Below are 17,947 nucleotides of genomic sequence, written 5' to 3'. Positions count from 1 at the left end.
CTGAATGCTTTAAATAAAGTGAGAATAAAAAAGATTAGTGGTGGAGCCTAGCGGGATCGAACCGCTGACCTGTTCGCTGCCAGCGAACCGCTCTCCCAGCTGAGCTAAGGCCCCACAAAACGCTAAAGCGTATGTAGACAGAATGTCCTGAGAAATCAAAGATGTTTTGACAGCGGAGGATTTTATGGATGCTTTTAGACCATGTCAACCTTTTTGGTTTACTTCATACCAGCTTTATCGATCCATAAATATACTTATTACTACATAATCCTGATTGCCTAAATCAAGAAATATGTGTTTTTATAAGTCATTGTTTTACTGAATTTGAACCACTTCCCCCAAAGCAATGAGTAAGAGAAATATATGATCGAATTTCCAACGGTCTTAGATGATCTAATGATGGCCCAGCAACCGATATTGAAAAAGTCTAAAGACATATTTGGTTATGAGCTGCTATTCCGTGGAAAGGACGCCTTAAACGCCAATGTTTCAGATGGTGAATCTGCTACTAGCCAAGTATTGGTAAACTTATGCATTGGCATTACCAAGTTAGAATCTCAGTTACGAAAACCCTTCTTCATCAATATGACAACAGAGTTAATGCTGTCTGATGCTTTTTTCCCTATCGACCCAGACACGGTTTACATAGAAATACTCGAAAGCCAAAAACTCACACCAGAGTTTTTTGAAGCATTGAAAAAATGGCGCGCTGCAGGCTATCGGTTTGCACTGGACGATTACCAATTCGATGCCGACTATGAAGCTTTGCTGCCTTGGGTTTCGATCGTCAAAATAGACATACTTTCAACACCGCCAGAAAATTTCATTAAGGAAATTAATGAGCTAAAAGCTCGAGGCCTGATATTGCTGGCTGAGAAAGTCGAGAACGAGGAAATGTTTGAGTATTGCAAAAAGATCGGCTTTGATTTGTTTCAAGGCTACTTTCTACAGCGACCTGAAATCATCAAAGGCAAAAAAATCGATTCCGCAACGCACGCCGCAATTGAATTAGTTAACGCCCTGCAAGACAAAGACATTAGCATCGAAACAGTATCTGACTTAGTCACCAAGAACCCAAAGCTTTCATATCAGCTATTACGTATTCTCAACAGCCCCGTATGTGGCCTGTCCAAAACCGTGGTATCGATTAAAGAAGCGGTTATTTTCTTGGGGCTTGTCCAGCTGAAAAAATGGGCTCTGCTCATCACCCTAACCTCATCATCGACCCAACCGAAAGCATTATTTAAAGTTCTGCTGACTCGCGGGCGTTGTTGCCAGCTACTGGCGCAAAATAAACAATCCGCCATTCCCGATTCAGCATTCATGGTGGGCTTAATGTCTGGCATAGACGCCGTTTTCAATGTTCAAAAATCCGTTGCTCTAGAGCAAATTGCATTAGATGACCTGTCCCGTGCCGCGCTAATGAACCAAACAGGTGAACTAGGAAGCTACCTATCTTTGACTCTCGATTGCGAAGAGCAACATTGGGACAACATACAATCCATGAGCCCAGCAGAAAGAGCCATGCTAAACAGAGCGTTTTTAGACGCTATGTTGTGGTCGGAAGAGGTCATGCAATCAATAAACTAAATAAAATGCACTTTTTTACGTTAAACGATTGACTCCCATACAAAAAAATATAGAATGCGTTTCACCTTTTTCAAGGCCAGTGTGGTGGAATTGGTAGACACGACGGATTCAAAATCCGTTGCCTTCGGGTGTGGCGGTTCGAGTCCGCCTACTGGTACCAACATAAAAAAAGCGCTTACTTCGGTAAGCGCTTTTTTTTACTCTCAACTTCTCATCAGACAATCAAATAACCATTAATGATCGTCAAAGCCATTCATTACATAATCTGGCAAATCTTCTTCTTTCGGAATCGGTGTCGATGCGCCAGTATCGTCAATCGCAACAAACTTGAACATACCTTCTGTTACTTTCTCACGCTGTCCAATCCGACCGCGACGAACCCAAGCCTCCACAAGAATATTCATAGACGTACGACCAACAGATTCAACTCTAGTATAAACACCTAAAATGTCGCCGACTTTTACGGGACGGATAAAACTCATTCCATCCAGAGCAACCGTCACCACGCGAGATTGCGCACGCTGCCCAGCACATATTCCGGCCGCGATGTCCATTTGCGAAACCACCCAACCACCAAAAATATCGCCCGCAGGGTTAGTATCCCCTGGCATTGCGACCGTCCTAGTCGTAAGACGACCTTTTGCCTTTTCTTCTAACCCTGACATAACACTCTCTCAAAAAATTTGCTGTGGAATCCAGCAGCAAAATAATATCACAGGCAGTCAAAAATACTCACCAAGCCCCACCACAACGCAAGACTATTCAGTCATCAGAACATCATAAGAAATGGCCGTACCTTTTGCTTCTGTCGTTGGGAAGGAAAAACTCGAACCAATAGACGTTCCTATTCCACCATTACTACTGCCACTCAAGCCAATACCCGTACCCAGACGTCTAAAAGACAACTGAGTAACTTCATCTAAAATCACCCCATTAGCACCTATTTTAGCGGCTTGCTCTTTTAGCTCTTCCGTGGCTTTTGCTTTTCTAGAATCTTCTGTAAAACCACTATCACTGGACGCCTTTACTGTACCAATAACGGTATAGTCAAATGCTGGCGCCTCTTGAAACACAGTCACCTCTTCCACTTCGATCTCTGGCAACTGTTGTCCAGTCACAACGTGAGACCCAGAAGAACAACCAAACAGCAAAGCAGGTAACGCTACAACAGATAGATATTTAATAGCACTCATCATCGCACCTCATTTTGAATATCAGATCCTAACAGTGTTACACAAAGACTACGAAAGCAGATCGATAAAAGTGTGAATTCTCGTGCAAAAGATAGGAAAAACCAATCACCAGCAAGCCAAAAAACACATTCTTATCTATGATAAAAATATCAGCAGAACGCCACACTCACAATGTAGCAATGAAATAAAGAGGCACTTATGAGCGAATTAATCGAACAAGACATCTCCTGCCCCTACTGCGGCGAAAGCATCGAAGTCGTGATAGAAGTGCTGGATGAAAGCCAAGAATACATAGAAGACTGCCAAGTCTGCTGCCGCCCGATAACCTTTAACATCGACACTGCCTTTGATGGCTCAACCTCGGTGTCGGTTCACTCAGAAAATGAGACGTATTGATTGGAAGGAATTAAAGGATTCCGCGCTTATAGATGACTAGATGACTAGATGACCCATATGTTAGGCCTTTTTTAATGAGATTATCATGACCAGAACTTAGCGCTGTGCAGGCTAGTGATTCTGGTCTGGATGATTTAGATTCAATTTAACAGGCTAGTTTTTTAATTTAATAAAACAGATAAAAAGAGTCTTTAAGGCATTGCTAATCCTAGAGTTTACGCGCTGTATAGCAATATTAGTAAGTGACTACTTAGGCTTTATATATTTGCCGTTAGGTGAGTTTTTTTCATCAAAAAATAGATAAAAATAGATTTTATGGCCTTGCCAATTGCTAACTTTACGCTTTTTCAGGCAAGTGAAGTAAGTGACCACTTCGCCTTTATCCCTTTATCAATTTAGTGTCCTTTTAGCACCTTGATTTTAATTTGAATGAGCATTATCGTTCAAAACGTGCTTACAAGGAAACCTTTGATCATAAAAAAGGCTTCCGAGGAAGCCTTCTGGTGCAAGAATAGAAGACTGAAAAATCAATATCTAAACTGCGATGTGGTGTCACTAGGATAGATATTAACTTTCAAATCTTCAAGAGTTCTTGTGTAATTTACACATTTCCCTAAGAGAAATTTAGCATGAAGATTAGTAAGTTTACTTTCTTGTGTGTCTTCTTGATGGTGTTGGCCTCCCCTGCAGGAAGCCAAATCACCATTAGTGACATCAGCTTAACATTGAGTTTTTAGGCTATTGCAAAGGAGGAATCAGCCTCCTTTTTCTTCCACCCTCCACCTGCCCTACGACTACAAACTCATAAACTATTTACTCGCGATAAGGACATTCTTGATGAACAAACAGAAACGATTAGAAGAATTCCACAAAGCTATTGATGAAGACAAAGGCTTCAAAACCCAAAGAAACCTCATTACTTATATATCTTTTGTCATTTTGGCTGTCAATTTCTCAGGTGCAATTATAAAAGAGGCAAATACGTTTCTCTTTAAAATAGACTTTTCGAACCCCAAAGGAATAATACTACTTTTATCAATTACATTGGCCTTTTGCATAATTCGCTATCTGAACTATGCACAGAAATACTTAAAATCTTTATCACAATTCTGGAAAGAACGATTTCTAGATGACTACCGCATAAAATACTATGATCACGAATCTGGTGAGGTAGGAGGTCTATTTGGAAGCATAATAAGTACATCTAGGGATCATCATCTTCAAGATGAGGAGAGACAAGGAAAAACAACCGAAGCCTCTAGCAATTATATAACTCACATCAACCCCTTGAATCGAGTTTATGCGGAAACATGGGCAGTAGTACAAAATCAGAAAGAAAGTGGCACTTATTTCCCATTACTTAGCCATCTTGGAAAGAGAAAATTTCTTAAAGTCTTAAATATTGAATTTTCTTATCGATTTTCAGCTTATATTTACCATAGAGAGAACCTAGATATACTAGCTCCTATACTCCTAGCAACATGCGCTTATCTATCAATTGTATTTCATGAAATATTAAGCAATTTATTCTTATAGTAGAAAAACGTCCCGTAATTGAAACAAATGGGGTCAGAGTAAAATTAACTTCTAGCCCTGCCCTTTACCCTATTTCAATCGCCTTTTGTATCTTGCGGCCAAAGCTGGTACTTCTAATCTGGAGAGTTAGTTTATTTCCATTAACTTTAGCTGGTGCAATTCTACAACTTCTTCACGATAAAGCGTTTCGCTCATTTTCGCTAGCAAAAACGAGCAGAGCTACCAGCCGCGAGTCATAGAAAACACGAAAATGATTGGATGAGGTTAGAGGTGCTAAAAAACTAAAAAGAGAATGATTAAGAGAGTTTGAACTGGAAAGGCATTTCAGAAAAGGATTAGGGGCTTTGATAAATTTCAGGCATAAAAAAAGGCACCATAAATGGTGCCCGGGACCGGAATCGAACCGGTACGCTCGTTAAAGCGCAAGATTTTAAGTCTTGTGTGTCTACCAATTTCACCACCCGGGCATATCTGATTTTGGAGGCCGGAGTCGGAATCGAACCGGCGTTCACGGAGTTGCAGTCCGCTGCATGACCACTCTGCCATCCGGCCTTCTATCAGATTATCTTTTGATTGGAGCGGGAAACGAGGCTCGAACTCGCGACCCCAACCTTGGCAAGGTTGTGCTCTACCACTGAGCTATTCCCGCGTCTCAAAAGACGGTGCCTATTCTATGTATTTGAGCTTTCACGTCAAGGAAAAAATCCAAATAAATAACTAACTTAGGCACTTTTTTTAAATCTGTTTAGTTTTTGTTCGACTCTTTAGGCATTAGCGCAGGCCATGCTGCTTTTAGATAAATATACATAGACCAAAGCGTTAACAAGGCCGCTGCGATCAAAACGGCTTCTCCGACATGCGCGGCAAACGTGTCTGGTCGGCTGCCCAACAAAATGAAAATCGCCAACATCTGCATGGTGGTTTTTAACTTGCCAATGTAAGACACGGCGACGCTGGCGCGTTTGCCCATTTCTGCCATCCATTCACGCAGTGCCGAGATAACGATCTCTCGCCCAACAATAACGGCACTGGCTAAAGTAAGTAATGGATTTGAGTAGCTCGCCACCAAAAGCACCAAAGCGATTGATACCATTAGCTTATCAGCCACAGGGTCGAAGAAGGCACCAAAGGCGGTAGATTGGTCTAGCTTTCTGGCCAAGTATCCATCTAGCCAATCAGTAAAAGCGGCCAAGGCAAATATAATCGCACAAGTGTAATAACGCCCTTCCCATGGCAAATAGTAGATCACTACCAAAACCGGAATCATAAAGATCCGCACGGAAGTTAAAATATTCGGTATGTTCATGTTATTCCCAGTCTTTAAAGCATTCCTATTTATTACGCTAAATGCACCAACACTTAGCCAAGCTTAACTCTTATGGAGGTAGAGATAAATTTCTTCTGCTTTTTTGGCGCTAATCCCTTTCACCTTTGCGATATTTTCCTGACTCGCTGACAGTAATTCTTGATAGCCACCAAAGGCCGTCAGTAGCTCTTTACGACGATTTGGCCCAATACCTGGAATATCTTCCAAGACCGAGTGACGTCGCTTCTTGTCACGTCTACGACGATGACTTTTAACCGCAAACCTATGTGCTTCATCTCGTATATGCTGAATCAGGTGTAAGGCAGCCGAATCTGGCGGCAGTACAACTTCATCTTCTTTGGAGCCAATATACAAGGTTTCAAGACCCGGTTTGCGCGTATCGCCTTTTGCTACGCCCAATAGAAAGATGTTGACCAGACCCAGTTCTTTTAACACAGCTTCAGCCTGAGTTAATTGCCCTTTACCACCGTCAATCAGCAAAACATCTGGCGCGTCTAATTCGCCGCTTTTCACTCGCTTATAACGACGAGTTAAAGCTTGTTTCATGGCACCATAATCATCGCCTGGCTCAACGCCTTCGATGTTAAAAGATCGATAGCGCTTTTTATCAGGTCCATCTGGTCCAAACACCACACAAGACGCCACTGTGGCTTCACCACTGGAATGACTGATATCAAAACATTCCATGTGCATCGGCGCTTCAGAAAAGCCTAATAGCTTTTGCAGCGCTGTTATGCGACTAAAATGATTACGTTTATCTGAAAGTCGTGCTTGTAAGCCTTGCTCTGCATTAAGTTTTGCTAGCTCTAACCAACGTGCACGCTGACCTCTCACACTGTCCAGCACTTCGATCTTCTTCTGTGTGGTTTCAAAAATCCCTTCTACCAGAGCGTCAGCATCTTCAAGCTTATGACTAATGATAAGCGTCTTAGGTAACTCTTGAATACCACCGAGATAAAATTGAGCGATAAAAGACGATAATAATTCGCCTTCTGTGATTTCGATCGGCATTTTTGGGTAGTAGCTTTTGCTACCGACGACTTTGCCTTTGCGAACCATCATCACGTGAACACACAAACCACCCGGCTGAATAATAGCCGCAATAACGTCAGCATCGCCTGTTTGCCCATAAACATGCTGCTGTTCTTGGATGTGTTTGAGCTGAATGATTTGATCGCGTAACTCGGCAGCTCGTTCAAACTCCATATCCGCAGCAGCAGCGCTCATTTGCGTGGTGATTTCAGCTGTCAGTTCTTGGTCTTTGCCTTGTAAAAACATGCGCGCGTGACGCACATCGTTTTCGTATTCTTCGTCACTTATCAGGTTCACACATGGCCCTGAACAGCGTTTGATTTGATACTGCAAACAAGGCCGAGATCTATTCGAATAGGTGCTGTCTTCACACTGACGCACTTTAAAGACCTTTTGCATGGTGTTCAGGCTTTCTTTTACGGCGCTACCACTTGGAAACGGGCCGAATAAGGTACCTTTGTCGGTTTTATCGCCTCGACGAAACAACAACGCCGGATGATGGTGATTCGACAACAGAATATATGGGTAAGATTTATCATCTCGCAGCAAAATATTGTACGGCGGACGATGCTGCTTGATAAGCGTTTGCTCCAGAAGCAAGGCTTCTGTTTCGCTTTTGGTTACAGCAATTTCAATGGTGTGAATACGACTAACCAAGGCCATGGTTTTGGTCGTTAGTCCTGTTACACGAAAATAGCTGGCAACGCGATTTTTTAAATTTTTGGCTTTTCCAACATATAGCAACTCACCCTTTACATCGTACATGCGATAAACGCCCGGACGTGTGGTTAAGTTGCTTACAAAATGCTTTGGATCAAATTCTGAATGGCTCAAACAAACCTCGTTTTTCGCCTAGCCCATACCAAGCACACTGTAACGTATCGCCAAATGTATCAGTTCCACATCGCTGTCTATGTTTAATTTGGTAAAAATACGAGTGCGATAAGTACTTACTGTTTTGGGGCTAACATTGAGCAGATCAGCTATTTCATTGGATTTTTTACAATCAATGATCATCTGAGCCACTTGTAACTCTCGATCTGACAATTGCCCCAAAGGCGAGCCTTGGTCATCGATCGAGAACTTAGAGAGTGCCATTTTTTGGGCGACATTTTTAGATATGTAATGCTCGCCCTTGGACACCATTTCGATCGCCTCTAATATTTCGGAGGTTTTCGTGCCTTTCGTCAAATACCCTGACGCGCCAGCTTCAAGCAATTTCACTGGATAAAGATTGTCGTCTAACGCAGACAAGCCGATAATTTTAATTCTCGGCATAATGCGCTTAATTTCTTTCGTGGCACCCAATCCACCAATACCAGGCATGTGAATATCCATGAGGATAATATCTGGTTGAAGCGCTTTACTGTGCGCAATGGCTTCTTCTCCAGAATGCACAACTCCAACAACATCAACACCTTTAACATCCTGCAATACACGACTAATACCTTGGCTAACCACATCATGGTCGTCAACAATCAATACTTTTAGCATAACAACCTCACCAAACTGTCCTATACCAGCGCTTCTTCAAAGAAGAAACCAACACATAGCATCCTGCCAATAACCAATTATGTTGATAACAATTTTTCCGAAAAAACATTTATTCAGGAAGATTGCCTTTATAACCCATTTCTTTCAGTTTTTGCTGACAAATTTCTCTATACCTTGCACGTACACCCGTTCCATTGGTTTTTTGAGTGTAATAAAGCAATGGCGTAATTTGCTCTTCATCAAGGGATAATTCTTTGGCGATCTTATTTGCCAAGTCTTTCACACTGAGGGTTTGCTTATTTTCAATCATGACCACTTTTGGGATGACTAGGCGCTCGCCTGCAATCACACGATCGACGATTTTCAGATAGCTCTGTTCAAACAGAGGCCAGCTCACACGCTCCTCTTCAGATTTCAATTTGTACCAACCTGCTTCGGAACCCGCAAAAAATACTGCTGGATGACTCCATTTATAACGCAAAGGATCCGTACGACAAGCACAAGCTTCAAGGTACGCAGAACGAGGATCGGACAAACCATAAGCTTTGTAGGCGGTATTAATCAGTTTCAAGAAATCCGCAATGGTTGGAGGCCAAGCATGAACTTCTTTAGTCCGCTCTACAGCGTAGGCCAACAGAGGCTCTTGAAAACCTTTTAAGGCAATTGCCCATTCACGTTTAGCAAGCTTCACTTCATCTGTGGTGCTGTAAGCTGACGCAAATTTATGGGTATAAATAGCCTTGAAACGTGCAAACAACATATTTACTAGTACACGAGTCTGTTGTTCCGCTTCTGTCGGACCTGAGTCACGAGTCGCGCCAGCCGAACTATACTCACCAGTCTGTGTCGTGGATGTTGTTGAGGGCGTCGCTAACTTGTTCTCTAGAGGTTTTAGTAAATTTTGTACTGCCTGAGGTTCCTTCATATGAAGACCTATCCGATTGTTTGTATTGCCACTGACGTTTTACGTATTTAAAAAATTCGCTATTCCAAGTTCTGACATTTTTCCGTTGCTCTTTGATTCTCAGCAAAAACTCAGCCTGTAAAGACAGAGCAAAATCACGGGCGATGCCAGCCTGACCAATTTGTTCTAACGTCGCCTCTTCAGGTTGCCACTGATCCGGTTGTCGAGCACGTTCTTTTTGCTCTAAGTACAAGTCGAAATCCGTGACACCGCGGCGGTCATTGACCACTGGCGGAGATGGTGCTTCGTATTGTCGAACAGGTTGTTTTGCAGGGTAGCTTTTTGGCTGTGGCGTAAATTCTTCCGGCTTTTCCCGAGAAGCCCGATGCAATCGATCCATTTTATCCATCAATGGGTCTTCTTTCGATGCTCTTTCTGTAGCTGGCTTAACCGCTTGAGCCACTTTTTGAGATGACGCCAATTGAATTTCTAACACTTCTTCTTGGCGCTGAAAACTTAACAGCTGACTAATCTGCAAATTTGTTAATAAACGCATGAGCATAGGCACAGTCCAGAAAGGCAGCTGTGCACTAAGTCGATTCATTTCAATTCGTAATACGTTTGCGCCAGAAAGGTAAGTATGCTGCTTTAGAAAGGTCAGCAATACTGTCTCTTCTAGACCAATCTGGGCGGCCATTGAAAATGATATCGGTAATGAATAGTCGTTATCCAACATAAATCTCGCTTCGCATAATTAGCACAACAGTCTATCAAAAGCCTTTGCCATTAGCACGACAACCTTACATGCAAACAGTACTTCTTTTAATAAAATCCACCCGCCTTTGACAGCACAAAAAAACACACCTATGCTGAAATGACAGCAACATGAACATCAAATCTTAATGCATCAAGTCGTTTGATTTTTTTATCCGTTGCCTGCTTCGCGAACGTTATTCTGGAGGAAAGTAGTATGCACACTACCAAAATTTCTGGACACCATATCGACGTCACCCCAGCCATTAAAGATCACATCAATGAAAAACTTGAGAAGGTATCAAAACTGACCGATCAAATTACTTCTGTTCAAGTCACACTTCTTAAGGATAACAAGTCTCAAAAAGCAGAAGCCTGCATACATCTACCAGGCAAAGAAATTTTTGCCGCGGCGTCTTCCGAAGACAGACTATTTTACGCCATAGATGAAATGGTGGATAAGTTAACCCGACAAATAGACAAACATAAAACCAAACAAGCCTGTGCAACCAAGTCATTAGCGTCTTAATCATAGGTTGCTAAACAAACAGTAACACAGCAGAATACTAAAAAAGCATCGATATCATCGGTGCTTTTTTAGTATTTGGAACAGAATAAATAATCTAGCTTGAAGTTTGGAACTTTCAGCCGCATATTAAGTCTATTGATTGTCTTAAACCTTAAAGGAGTAATCTCATGCGTTACACAGAAGCCCTTTCGACACATACGTCACAAGCGGCCAACAAAACGCTCCGCAATACATACGGGCTGTTGTCGCTTACCCTTTTGTTCAGCGCCTTCACTGCGGGCATGAGCATGGCATTAAATCTCCCACATCCGGGACTAATTATTACTCTGGTAGGCTTTTATGGCTTACTTTTCCTAACACACAAGTTTAAAAATAGCTCTGCAGGTATTTTGTGTGTATTTGCTCTAACTGGTTTCATGGGTTTGACCCTTGGACCAATTCTAACGGCTTATATGAGCTTGTCTAATGGCTCTAGCTTGATCATGAGTGCATTAGGTATAACTGGCCTATCATTTCTAGGCTTGTCAGCTTACGCACTTGTTTCAAAGAAAGACTTTAGCTTCCTTAATGGATTCATCACTGTCGGTTTCTTTGTCTTGCTGTTTGCTGTAATCGCCGGATTTTTCGTTCAAATGCCGGCATTGCAAATCTTCATTTCTGCTGGTTTTGCTTTGTTCTCTGCAGCGGTTATTTTACTGCAGACAAGCCAAATCGTACGCGGTGGTGAAACCAACTACATCATGGCGACAGTGAACTTGTATGTTTCTCTATACAACATGTTCCTTAGCGTATTGTCGTTGCTTGGTATGGCTAACGACGATTAATCCTACTTAGCACTGTAAAAAGGCCGCTGACTGCGGCCTTTTTTGTGTGTAAAATTTACCGTATCTCATGCCAAGGTTATTTTTAATGCAATACACTCTGCTCATTACGGGTTCGCCTTATCACAGCAAAGCCTGCCACACTGCACTGCGCTTCATACGAGCGGCACTTAATAAATCCCCCGATAGCATCAAAGGTGTCTTCTTTTATGAAGATGCTGTATTAATTGGCAACCAAGTGGCACAGCCGCCTAGGGATGAAATTAACCTCACCCAAGCATGGCAAGAAATAGCAGAACAAAACAACATTCCGCTGCATTTATGCATTGCCGCGGCGGTAAGACGTGGCATTATCAATGAAGGTGAAAGCCGTCGCTATGAGCTAGAACAACATACCCTTGCAGAACATTTTCAGCTTGAAGGCTTGGGGACTCTTGTTGATCTAATGAACACAACCAACAAAATTATTCAGTTTAGGTAGCCTCATGAAACACACTTTGATCCACCTAAATACCAGCCCCTATTCGAGCTTGGCTTGTAAAGAAGGACTAGACCTAGCTCTCGTATTGGCCACATTCGAGCAACCTGTTGATTTATGCTTATCTGGCGCAGCTTTAGCGCTTTTATCCGACACTCAACAACCCACAGCGGAACATGGCAAAAACCTACACAAGCTGCTCGCTGGACTCGAGTTTTATGACATTGAAAACGTCTATATAGAAAAAAACCATTCATGGCTGGATAGCACCACTTCATGGCAAGGCGTCACACCACTGGATAGTACCGAGTGGCAGACAATGTTTTCACAATACCAACAGGTTTTTCGGTTTTAATTATGCGACTCCACCAAATAAATCAACTCGATTACCCTGCCTCACTAGAAACGACTTGGCAAAATAGCCTGCAAGCAGGTGACCAAGTCCTACTGATTGAAGACGGTTTTCTAAAAAGCATTCAGTACGCTGAGAAGATGCAAACTCTTACAAAAGAGAAAGAGATCACACTTTATTATTTGCAAAGTGATGCTGCTGCCTATGGTTTATCGCCAACATTCGGAATCGCACTTACAGACGAAGAATGGGTAGAGTTAACCTTTGCTGCTGAAGCAAACATTAGTTGGTAATTACAATGACAAACAAAACTATAGTTCTAGATGAAGAAGGTTATTTGCTAAACCTGCAAGACTGGACACCAGAACTTGCCAATCAACTGGCGCAAGAGGTTGAAGTCGAGCTTACGGAGGCACACTGGGAAATTATTCACTTGTTGCGAGATTTTTATCAAGAATTTGAAGTGTCTCCCGCTATGCGCCCACTAGTAAAAGCGGTATCAAAAAAACTAGGCGCGGACAAAGGCCGTAGCATTTATTTAATGACCCTATTTCCTGGTAGCCCACCTAAGCTAGCCGCTAAAATTGCTGGCCTTCCAAAACCTGCGAACTGCCTGTGAGTCACTTGTAAATGTTTTTGTCGGCCTAAAGACCGACCTACAGATGATTGATTTTTGTAGGTCGTGCTTTAGCGCGACAAGGTTTCAGATTAAATATCGAGTGCTTTTTTGTCGGCCTGAAGACCGACCTACAGATGACTGATTTTTGTAGATCGTGCTTTAGCGCGACAAGGTTTCAGATTAAATATCGAGTGCTTTTTTGTCGGCCTGAAGACCGACCTACAGGTGATTGATTTTTGTAGGTCGTGCTTTAGCGCGACAAGGTTTCAGATTAAATATCGAGTGCTTTTTTGTCGGCCTGAAGACCGACCAAATGGCATCTACCACTACTAATACTTACCATACCATTCTAATTTCTTCTGCAAGGTCACAACCTCACCAATAATCAGTAACGCTGGCGATTTAGCCTCGTTCACCACAGACACTTCATAGACATCTTGAATAGTTGACGTGAAAACGCGCTGCTCACGAGTGGTACCTTTCTCGACGATTGCCACTGGCATAGATGGACTCATACCAAAACGGATCAACGATTGAGTGATATCTTTTAGACCCGTTAAGCCCATATAAATAACCAAGGTTTGCGCTGGATGAACTAATTCTTCCCAAGGTAACTCTGTTGTGCCGTCTTTTAAATGGCCCGTTAGGAAACGAACCGACTGGGCATAATCACGGTGGGTTAAAGGAATCCCCGCATACGCAGCACAGCCTGCTGCTGCCGTGACACCTGGAACCACTTCAAAAGGCACACCTTCTTCAATTAATTCTTCAAGCTCTTCACCACCACGACCAAAGATAAAAGGATCTCCACCTTTTAGACGCACCACCATGTGGCCTTCTTTTGCTTTGGCAGCAAGCAAACTATTAATCTCTTCTTGTGGAAGACTATGCAAAGACTTGGCTTTGCCCACGTACATTTTCTCTGCTGACTCAGGAATTAGCTCAATAATTTCTTTGCCAACCAAGCGGTCGTACAAAACCACATCCGCCATTTTTAGCAATCGATGTGCTTTTAACGTCAATAACTCTGGATCACCTGGACCCGCACCAATCAAATAGACCTTGCCCGTCATAATTTCCAATATCCACTCATACAAAAAAAGCCTCCGTTGAGGCTTTTTTATTAGAAAATTTAGCTTACGCTTTTTTCAATACCGTCTTACCGCCCATATAAGGCACTAACACATCAGGAACACGTACATTACCCTCTGCATCTTGATAGTTTTCAAGGACAGCAACCAATGTACGACCCACAGCCAAACCAGAACCATTCAAGGTATGTGCCAATTCTGGACGACCTGTTTCTGGATTGCGCCAGCGTGCTTGCATACGACGGGCTTGGAAGTCCCACATGTTAGAGCAAGAAGAGATCTCACGGTATTTACCCTGACCAGGCAACCATACTTCAATGTCATACGTTTTGTGCGCAGAGAAACCAAGATCACCACCACACAGGATCACTGTACGATAAGGAAGCTCTAGTTTTTGTAGGATCACTTCTGCGTGCCCTACCAACTCTTCCAGTACTTGTTCTGAAATATCTGGACGGCAAACATGAACCAACTCAACTTTTTCAAACTGATGCTGACGAATCATGCCGCGAGTATCACGACCATAGCTGCCTGCTTCGCTGCGGAAGCAAGGCGTATGAGCGACAAACTTCTTGTGCAAATCTGCGTCATTTAAAATTTCATCACGTACCAAGTTTGTCACAGGCACTTCTGCTGTTGGGATCAAATACAGGTCATTATTACCACTGTCTTTGTCCACTGGCACTTTAAACAAATCCGCTTCGAACTTAGGTAGCTGTCCTGTTCCTTTTAAGGAATGAGAGTTTACTAAGTAAGGCACATACACTTCAGTATAACCATGCAAGTCTGCATGAGTATTGATCATGAATTGCGTTAGAGCACGATGTAGGCGTGCTAAGTCAGAATGCATAACGGCAAAGCGAGAGCCAGTAATTTTAACTGCCGCTTCGAAATCCAGCATTTCCATCGCTTCACCAAGATCAACGTGATCTTTTGGCTCAAAGTCGAATTGCTTAGGCGTTCCCCAACGACGAACTTCAACGTTATCGTCTTCAGTTTTACCTTCTGGAACTGATTCATGCGGAAGATTTGGAATGCCTTCCAACAAGTTTTCCATTTCGTCTTGAACTTGTGTCAGCTGTGTTTTTGCCGCTTCAAGGTCATCACCTAGCGTTGCTGTTTGTGCTTTTAGCTCAGCCGCTTTGTCTTTATCGCCAGACTTCATCGCCTGACCAATTTCTTTGGATACTGAATTTCGGGCTTGTTGCAGCTGCTCCGTTTCTACTTGAATGGCTTTACGACGCTCTTCTAAGGAAGAAAAAGTCGCCACATCCAACTCATAGCCTTTCTTTTTAAGTTGAGCCGCAATGGCTTCTGGGTCAGCGCGTAATGCTTTAATGTCTAACATCTCTGCAACAATATCCTTCAAACAGTGTATAAAAATAAATTAAGGTACTTTCAAATAGTCTAAGGAATCAGAACAAACGCGCTAGCGTCATTCCAATCGCCAAACCAACAATACCTAAAATGCAGCTTAATAATAAATAGCTTACCGCAGTTAGCCAAGCCTGCATGTTAATAAGGGAGACAATTTCCAGTGAAAAAGTGGAAAAAGTAGTAAATGCTCCTAAAAAACCGACCATAACCAAAGGACGGTATGGTTCAAGTGACGGCATGCGCTCACTAATCAGCACAAATGCAACGCCCATCAACACACAACCCAAAACATTCACTACTATAGTGGCAAAGGGAAAATGGTACTGCCAGTGCGCATTAACCCACTTAGACATACCATACCGACTCAATGCGCCAAGCGCACCACCAACGGCGATCATTAGATACATCATAGATTGTCCTCTTCAGACAAGCCTTTAGTTCGGTAAAAAGAGTTGTAACGCTGTAACGGGCTTTGATCATCTAAATCTGACAACCAAGCCAGTTTATCATTGATCTTTTTCTCTAAGCCTCGATCCGTCGGCTGATAATAACGCATATCAGCTATCTCTTCTGGCATATAGTTTTCACCAGCAGCGTAAGCATGCTCTTCATTATGCGCGTAACGGTATTCATCACCGTGTCCCATGCTTTTTGCCAAAGACGTTGGCGCATTACGCAAATGCACTGGCACCTCATAACTTGGTTGCGCTGCAACATCCGACATTGCCTGCCCAAACGCTTTATAAACAGCATTACTTTTGGGTGCACATGCCATATAGACAGCAGCTTGCGCAATCGCACGATTGCCCTCACCTGGACCAACACGTTCAAATACATCCCAAGCATTTAAACCAATTTGCAACGCTCGCGGGTCGGCATTACCAATGTCTTCTGATGCAATAGCCAACAAACGACGTGCAATATACAAAGGATCACAACCGCCATCCAACATTCGTGCCATCCAATACAAGGCACCATCAGGAGAAGATCCGCGAACGGATTTATGAAAGGCGGAAATCTGGTCGTAAAACACATCGCCCTTACGGTCAAAGCGACGAAGACTTCCTCCCAGAACATCTTCAAGCTGCTCTTGAGTCACTTTACAGCCTGGCTCAACAAGGTCAGATAAAATTTCTAAAAAGTTAAGACCTCGTCGAATGTCACCATCTGCGGCTTGAGCCAATACCGATAAAAAATAGTCATCTATCTGAAAGTCATTTTCGAGACTTTTCAAAGCACGAGACAGTACAAGCCCCACTTCATCGACGCTCGGCGTTTTTAAACGATACACACGAGCACGAGACAGCAAGGCGGAGTTAAGTTCAAAGGCTGGGTTTTCCGTGGTAGCACCAATAAACAAAAAGGTACCATCTTCAATAAAAGGCAAAAAGGCATCTTGCTGTGATTTATTAAACCGGTGTACTTCATCGACAAATAAGACCGTCTGTGTGCCGTTCATCATGCGTAATTGTTTCGCTTGATCTACCGCAGCTCGGATTTCTTTAACACCCGACATGACAGCCGATATTTCAATAAACTGCGCATCAAGGGCGTGGGATAAAAGCTGAGCAAATGTGGTTTTACCTACTCCGGGAGGACCCCAAAGAATAAAAGAATGACAATGACCTGTTTCTACCATTCTGCGTAATGGCTTTCCCGGACCTACCAAATGCGACTGGCCAATATAATCATCCAGATTCGCTGGTCGCATTCTAGCTGCCAAAGGCTGATACGCCTCTGGCGGCACATCCGAAAAAAGATCTTTCATTACTGGCCTTCTACAATGACGTCCACATTAGCTGGCAAATCCAAAACAAAGTTTTCTTTTGCAACACCTTCATGTGTCTCAACATTTTTAAATTCGATAACCGTGGTTTGCCCAAGCGTATCTAAAATACTCATAGCACTGATCACTTTATCTCTAAAAGACAGGGTCAATGCCTGAAAGAGGTCTTGGTCGTCTTTTGGTGCTAAACGAAATTTCTCAGCACCCAATGTACTCACGTCATAATGAGGAAGTACATCGGCTGCAGGCTGCCCTAAAAGAGCTGCTGGAGAATTACCAACCGCACCAGACAATGGCTTCTTAGTCGCTTGTTCTAAATCCACATCCCAGACGGTAATGTTTTTACCATCAGAGATAATACGTTGTGCAAAAGGCGTCACACTATCCCAAACAAATTGATTAGGCTTCGCAAGAAGAAAAACACCTTCGCTTACTTGTAACTGCTTACCTTTTTCATCGTACGTAACTTGCCGAAACTCACCTTCGATGTTTCGATTCATCTCCAGCAAGCTTTCTATAGAAGCTGTCGCATTGTCATCCGCTTGCACTAACGTCGATTGAAAAATAGCTAAAAAGCCAAACAGCGCGAAGGTGACTAATTTATTTACCAAAATGTATCTCCACTCATATATACATAAAGCCCTAAAACGAAATTAGGGCCATCGACTA

Annotated in this window: 21 protein-coding genes and 5 tRNA genes; 10 read left to right on the top strand and 16 right to left on the bottom strand. The window is 42.8% G+C overall.

Going from position 1 to position 17,947, the window contains the following annotated elements:
• Positions 1-38 precede the first annotated feature (38 nt).
• A tRNA-Ala gene (locus tag JSY38_RS15025) sits at positions 39-114 on the bottom strand.
• Between the two features lie 249 nt (positions 115-363).
• Here JSY38_RS15025 and JSY38_RS15020 point away from each other — a divergent pair.
• Together JSY38_RS15020 and JSY38_RS15015 are read left to right on the top strand one after the other, a co-directional pair.
• A complete protein-coding gene (locus tag JSY38_RS15020) occupies positions 364-1,590 on the top strand; it encodes an EAL and HDOD domain-containing protein (RefSeq protein WP_205113903.1) in 1,227 nt (408 codons plus the stop codon).
• Between the two features lie 75 nt (positions 1,591-1,665).
• Positions 1,666-1,750: transfer RNA gene (locus tag JSY38_RS15015), tRNA-Leu, on the top strand.
• Between the two features lie 73 nt (positions 1,751-1,823).
• Here JSY38_RS15015 and JSY38_RS15010 read toward each other — a convergent pair.
• A complete protein-coding gene (locus JSY38_RS15010; RefSeq protein ID WP_114413755.1) occupies positions 1,824-2,255 on the bottom strand; it encodes an acyl-CoA thioesterase in 432 nt (143 codons plus the stop codon).
• Between the two features lie 93 nt (positions 2,256-2,348).
• On the bottom strand, positions 2,349-2,783 hold the full coding sequence (locus JSY38_RS15005; RefSeq protein ID WP_147270576.1) for a hypothetical protein: 435 nt from the start codon (positions 2,781-2,783) through the stop codon (positions 2,349-2,351).
• A 198-nt stretch (positions 2,784-2,981) separates the two neighbouring features.
• On the opposite strand from JSY38_RS15005, the gene JSY38_RS15000 reads away from it, so the two are divergent.
• Positions 2,982-3,179, top strand: a complete 198-nt coding sequence (locus JSY38_RS15000; RefSeq protein ID WP_114413757.1) for a CPXCG motif-containing cysteine-rich protein — start codon at positions 2,982-2,984, stop codon at positions 3,177-3,179.
• A gap of 837 nt (positions 3,180-4,016) precedes the next feature.
• Complete coding sequence (locus JSY38_RS14995) at positions 4,017-4,715, top strand: hypothetical protein (protein ID WP_205113901.1); 699 nt, start codon at positions 4,017-4,019, stop codon at positions 4,713-4,715.
• Between the two features lie 380 nt (positions 4,716-5,095).
• Here the strand turns inward: JSY38_RS14995 and JSY38_RS14990 are convergent.
• The 8 genes from JSY38_RS14990 to JSY38_RS14955 form a co-directional block, all read right to left on the bottom strand.
• Positions 5,096-5,182, bottom strand: a tRNA-Leu gene (locus tag JSY38_RS14990).
• An 11-nt stretch (positions 5,183-5,193) separates the two neighbouring features.
• A tRNA-Cys gene (locus tag JSY38_RS14985) sits at positions 5,194-5,267 on the bottom strand.
• 22 nt (positions 5,268-5,289) lie between these two features.
• A tRNA-Gly gene (locus tag JSY38_RS14980) sits at positions 5,290-5,364 on the bottom strand.
• A 96-nt stretch (positions 5,365-5,460) separates the two neighbouring features.
• On the bottom strand, positions 5,461-6,021 hold the full coding sequence (gene pgsA, locus JSY38_RS14975; protein ID WP_114413758.1) for a CDP-diacylglycerol--glycerol-3-phosphate 3-phosphatidyltransferase: 561 nt from the start codon (positions 6,019-6,021) through the stop codon (positions 5,461-5,463).
• A 63-nt stretch (positions 6,022-6,084) separates the two neighbouring features.
• Positions 6,085-7,908: an excinuclease ABC subunit UvrC gene (uvrC, locus tag JSY38_RS14970; protein WP_114413759.1), complete on the bottom strand. Its 1,824-nt coding sequence runs from the start codon at positions 7,906-7,908 to the stop codon at positions 6,085-6,087.
• 18 nt (positions 7,909-7,926) lie between these two features.
• On the bottom strand, positions 7,927-8,568 hold the full coding sequence (locus JSY38_RS14965) for a response regulator (RefSeq protein ID WP_205113899.1): 642 nt from the start codon (positions 8,566-8,568) through the stop codon (positions 7,927-7,929).
• A gap of 109 nt (positions 8,569-8,677) precedes the next feature.
• Positions 8,678-9,493 (bottom strand): replication protein P, encoded by an 816-nt coding sequence (locus JSY38_RS14960; RefSeq protein ID WP_239543990.1) that lies wholly within the window; start codon positions 9,491-9,493, stop codon positions 8,678-8,680.
• Positions 9,402-10,208, bottom strand: coding sequence for a DnaT-like ssDNA-binding domain-containing protein (locus tag JSY38_RS14955; RefSeq protein ID WP_205113897.1), 807 nt, complete (start codon positions 10,206-10,208; stop codon positions 9,402-9,404). The genes JSY38_RS14960 and JSY38_RS14955 overlap by 92 nt, the downstream gene beginning before the upstream one ends.
• 234 nt (positions 10,209-10,442) lie before the next feature.
• Here JSY38_RS14955 and hpf point away from each other — a divergent pair, with 234 nt between their 5' ends.
• From hpf to JSY38_RS14925, 6 genes are all read left to right on the top strand, one after another.
• Positions 10,443-10,754: a ribosome hibernation-promoting factor, HPF/YfiA family gene (gene hpf / locus JSY38_RS14950; protein ID WP_205113895.1), complete on the top strand. Its 312-nt coding sequence runs from the start codon at positions 10,443-10,445 to the stop codon at positions 10,752-10,754.
• A gap of 167 nt (positions 10,755-10,921) precedes the next feature.
• Entirely contained in the window at positions 10,922-11,578 is a 657-nt protein-coding gene (locus JSY38_RS14945; RefSeq protein ID WP_114410251.1) for a Bax inhibitor-1/YccA family protein, read from the top strand.
• Between the two features lie 85 nt (positions 11,579-11,663).
• Positions 11,664-12,056, top strand: coding sequence for a sulfurtransferase complex subunit TusD (tusD, locus tag JSY38_RS14940; protein ID WP_205113893.1), 393 nt, complete (start codon positions 11,664-11,666; stop codon positions 12,054-12,056).
• Between the two features lie 4 nt (positions 12,057-12,060).
• Entirely contained in the window at positions 12,061-12,408 is a 348-nt protein-coding gene (locus JSY38_RS14935) for a DsrE family protein (protein WP_114410253.1), read from the top strand.
• Positions 12,409-12,410: 2 nt separating this feature from the next.
• Entirely contained in the window at positions 12,411-12,698 is a 288-nt protein-coding gene (locus tag JSY38_RS14930; protein WP_205113891.1) for a DsrH/TusB family sulfur metabolism protein, read from the top strand.
• Positions 12,699-12,703: 5 nt separating this feature from the next.
• Positions 12,704-13,024, top strand: a complete 321-nt coding sequence (locus JSY38_RS14925) for a TusE/DsrC/DsvC family sulfur relay protein (RefSeq protein ID WP_205113889.1) — start codon at positions 12,704-12,706, stop codon at positions 13,022-13,024.
• Between the two features lie 329 nt (positions 13,025-13,353).
• Here the strand turns inward: JSY38_RS14925 and cobA are convergent, their stop codons facing one another.
• From cobA to lolA, 5 genes are all read right to left on the bottom strand, one after another.
• Positions 13,354-14,097, bottom strand: a complete 744-nt coding sequence (gene cobA / locus JSY38_RS14920) for a uroporphyrinogen-III C-methyltransferase (RefSeq protein ID WP_114410256.1) — start codon at positions 14,095-14,097, stop codon at positions 13,354-13,356.
• 64 nt (positions 14,098-14,161) lie between these two features.
• A complete protein-coding gene (gene serS / locus JSY38_RS14915) occupies positions 14,162-15,463 on the bottom strand; it encodes a serine--tRNA ligase (RefSeq protein ID WP_114410257.1) in 1,302 nt (433 codons plus the stop codon).
• Between the two features lie 67 nt (positions 15,464-15,530).
• Positions 15,531-15,902 (bottom strand): fluoride efflux transporter CrcB, encoded by a 372-nt coding sequence (gene crcB / locus JSY38_RS14910; RefSeq protein WP_205113887.1) that lies wholly within the window; start codon positions 15,900-15,902, stop codon positions 15,531-15,533.
• Positions 15,899-17,260 (bottom strand): replication-associated recombination protein A, encoded by a 1,362-nt coding sequence (locus JSY38_RS14905; RefSeq protein WP_205113885.1) that lies wholly within the window; start codon positions 17,258-17,260, stop codon positions 15,899-15,901. Before JSY38_RS14905 ends, crcB begins: the two co-directional genes overlap by 4 nt.
• The gene (gene lolA / locus JSY38_RS14900; RefSeq protein ID WP_239543989.1) at positions 17,260-17,889 is read right to left on the bottom strand and encodes an outer membrane lipoprotein periplasmic chaperone LolA; all 630 of its coding nucleotides are present in this window, start codon (positions 17,887-17,889) and stop codon (positions 17,260-17,262) included. Before lolA ends, JSY38_RS14905 begins: the two co-directional genes overlap by 1 nt.
• Positions 17,890-17,947 lie beyond the last annotated feature (58 nt).

Origin of the sequence: Marinomonas foliarum, assembly GCF_016906065.1 — a bacterium.
Classification (GTDB): Bacteria; Pseudomonadota; Gammaproteobacteria; order Pseudomonadales; family Marinomonadaceae; genus Marinomonas; species Marinomonas foliarum.
This window is presented reverse-complemented; position numbering and strand designations above follow the sequence as displayed.

What these genes read in the sequence shown, in the direction of transcription:
- JSY38_RS14955 (WP_205113897.1), bottom strand. Translation starts at nt 10,208, where the DNA reads ATGTTGGATAACGACTATTCATTACCGATATCATTTTCAATGGCCGCC.
- tusD (WP_205113893.1), top strand. Translation starts at nt 11,664, where the DNA reads ATGCAATACACTCTGCTCATTACGGGTTCGCCTTATCACAGCAAAGCC.
- hpf (WP_205113895.1), top strand. Translation starts at nt 10,443, where the DNA reads ATGCACACTACCAAAATTTCTGGACACCATATCGACGTCACCCCAGCC.
- JSY38_RS14960 (WP_239543990.1), bottom strand. Translation starts at nt 9,493, where the DNA reads ATGAAGGAACCTCAGGCAGTACAAAATTTACTAAAACCTCTAGAGAAC.
- JSY38_RS14930 (WP_205113891.1), top strand. Translation starts at nt 12,411, where the DNA reads ATGCGACTCCACCAAATAAATCAACTCGATTACCCTGCCTCACTAGAA.
- pgsA (WP_114413758.1), bottom strand. Translation starts at nt 6,021, where the DNA reads ATGAACATACCGAATATTTTAACTTCCGTGCGGATCTTTATGATTCCG.
- crcB (WP_205113887.1), bottom strand. Translation starts at nt 15,902, where the DNA reads ATGATGTATCTAATGATCGCCGTTGGTGGTGCGCTTGGCGCATTGAGT.
- serS (WP_114410257.1), bottom strand. Translation starts at nt 15,463, where the DNA reads ATGTTAGACATTAAAGCATTACGCGCTGACCCAGAAGCCATTGCGGCT.
- JSY38_RS14935 (WP_114410253.1), top strand. Translation starts at nt 12,061, where the DNA reads ATGAAACACACTTTGATCCACCTAAATACCAGCCCCTATTCGAGCTTG.
- JSY38_RS15010 (WP_114413755.1), bottom strand. Translation starts at nt 2,255, where the DNA reads ATGTCAGGGTTAGAAGAAAAGGCAAAAGGTCGTCTTACGACTAGGACG.
- JSY38_RS14925 (WP_205113889.1), top strand. Translation starts at nt 12,704, where the DNA reads ATGACAAACAAAACTATAGTTCTAGATGAAGAAGGTTATTTGCTAAAC.
- JSY38_RS14945 (WP_114410251.1), top strand. Translation starts at nt 10,922, where the DNA reads ATGCGTTACACAGAAGCCCTTTCGACACATACGTCACAAGCGGCCAAC.
- JSY38_RS14905 (WP_205113885.1), bottom strand. Translation starts at nt 17,260, where the DNA reads ATGAAAGATCTTTTTTCGGATGTGCCGCCAGAGGCGTATCAGCCTTTG.
- JSY38_RS15020 (WP_205113903.1), top strand. Translation starts at nt 364, where the DNA reads ATGATCGAATTTCCAACGGTCTTAGATGATCTAATGATGGCCCAGCAA.
- JSY38_RS14965 (WP_205113899.1), bottom strand. Translation starts at nt 8,568, where the DNA reads ATGCTAAAAGTATTGATTGTTGACGACCATGATGTGGTTAGCCAAGGT.
- cobA (WP_114410256.1), bottom strand. Translation starts at nt 14,097, where the DNA reads ATGACGGGCAAGGTCTATTTGATTGGTGCGGGTCCAGGTGATCCAGAG.
- JSY38_RS15005 (WP_147270576.1), bottom strand. Translation starts at nt 2,783, where the DNA reads ATGAGTGCTATTAAATATCTATCTGTTGTAGCGTTACCTGCTTTGCTG.
- JSY38_RS15000 (WP_114413757.1), top strand. Translation starts at nt 2,982, where the DNA reads ATGAGCGAATTAATCGAACAAGACATCTCCTGCCCCTACTGCGGCGAA.
- JSY38_RS14995 (WP_205113901.1), top strand. Translation starts at nt 4,017, where the DNA reads ATGAACAAACAGAAACGATTAGAAGAATTCCACAAAGCTATTGATGAA.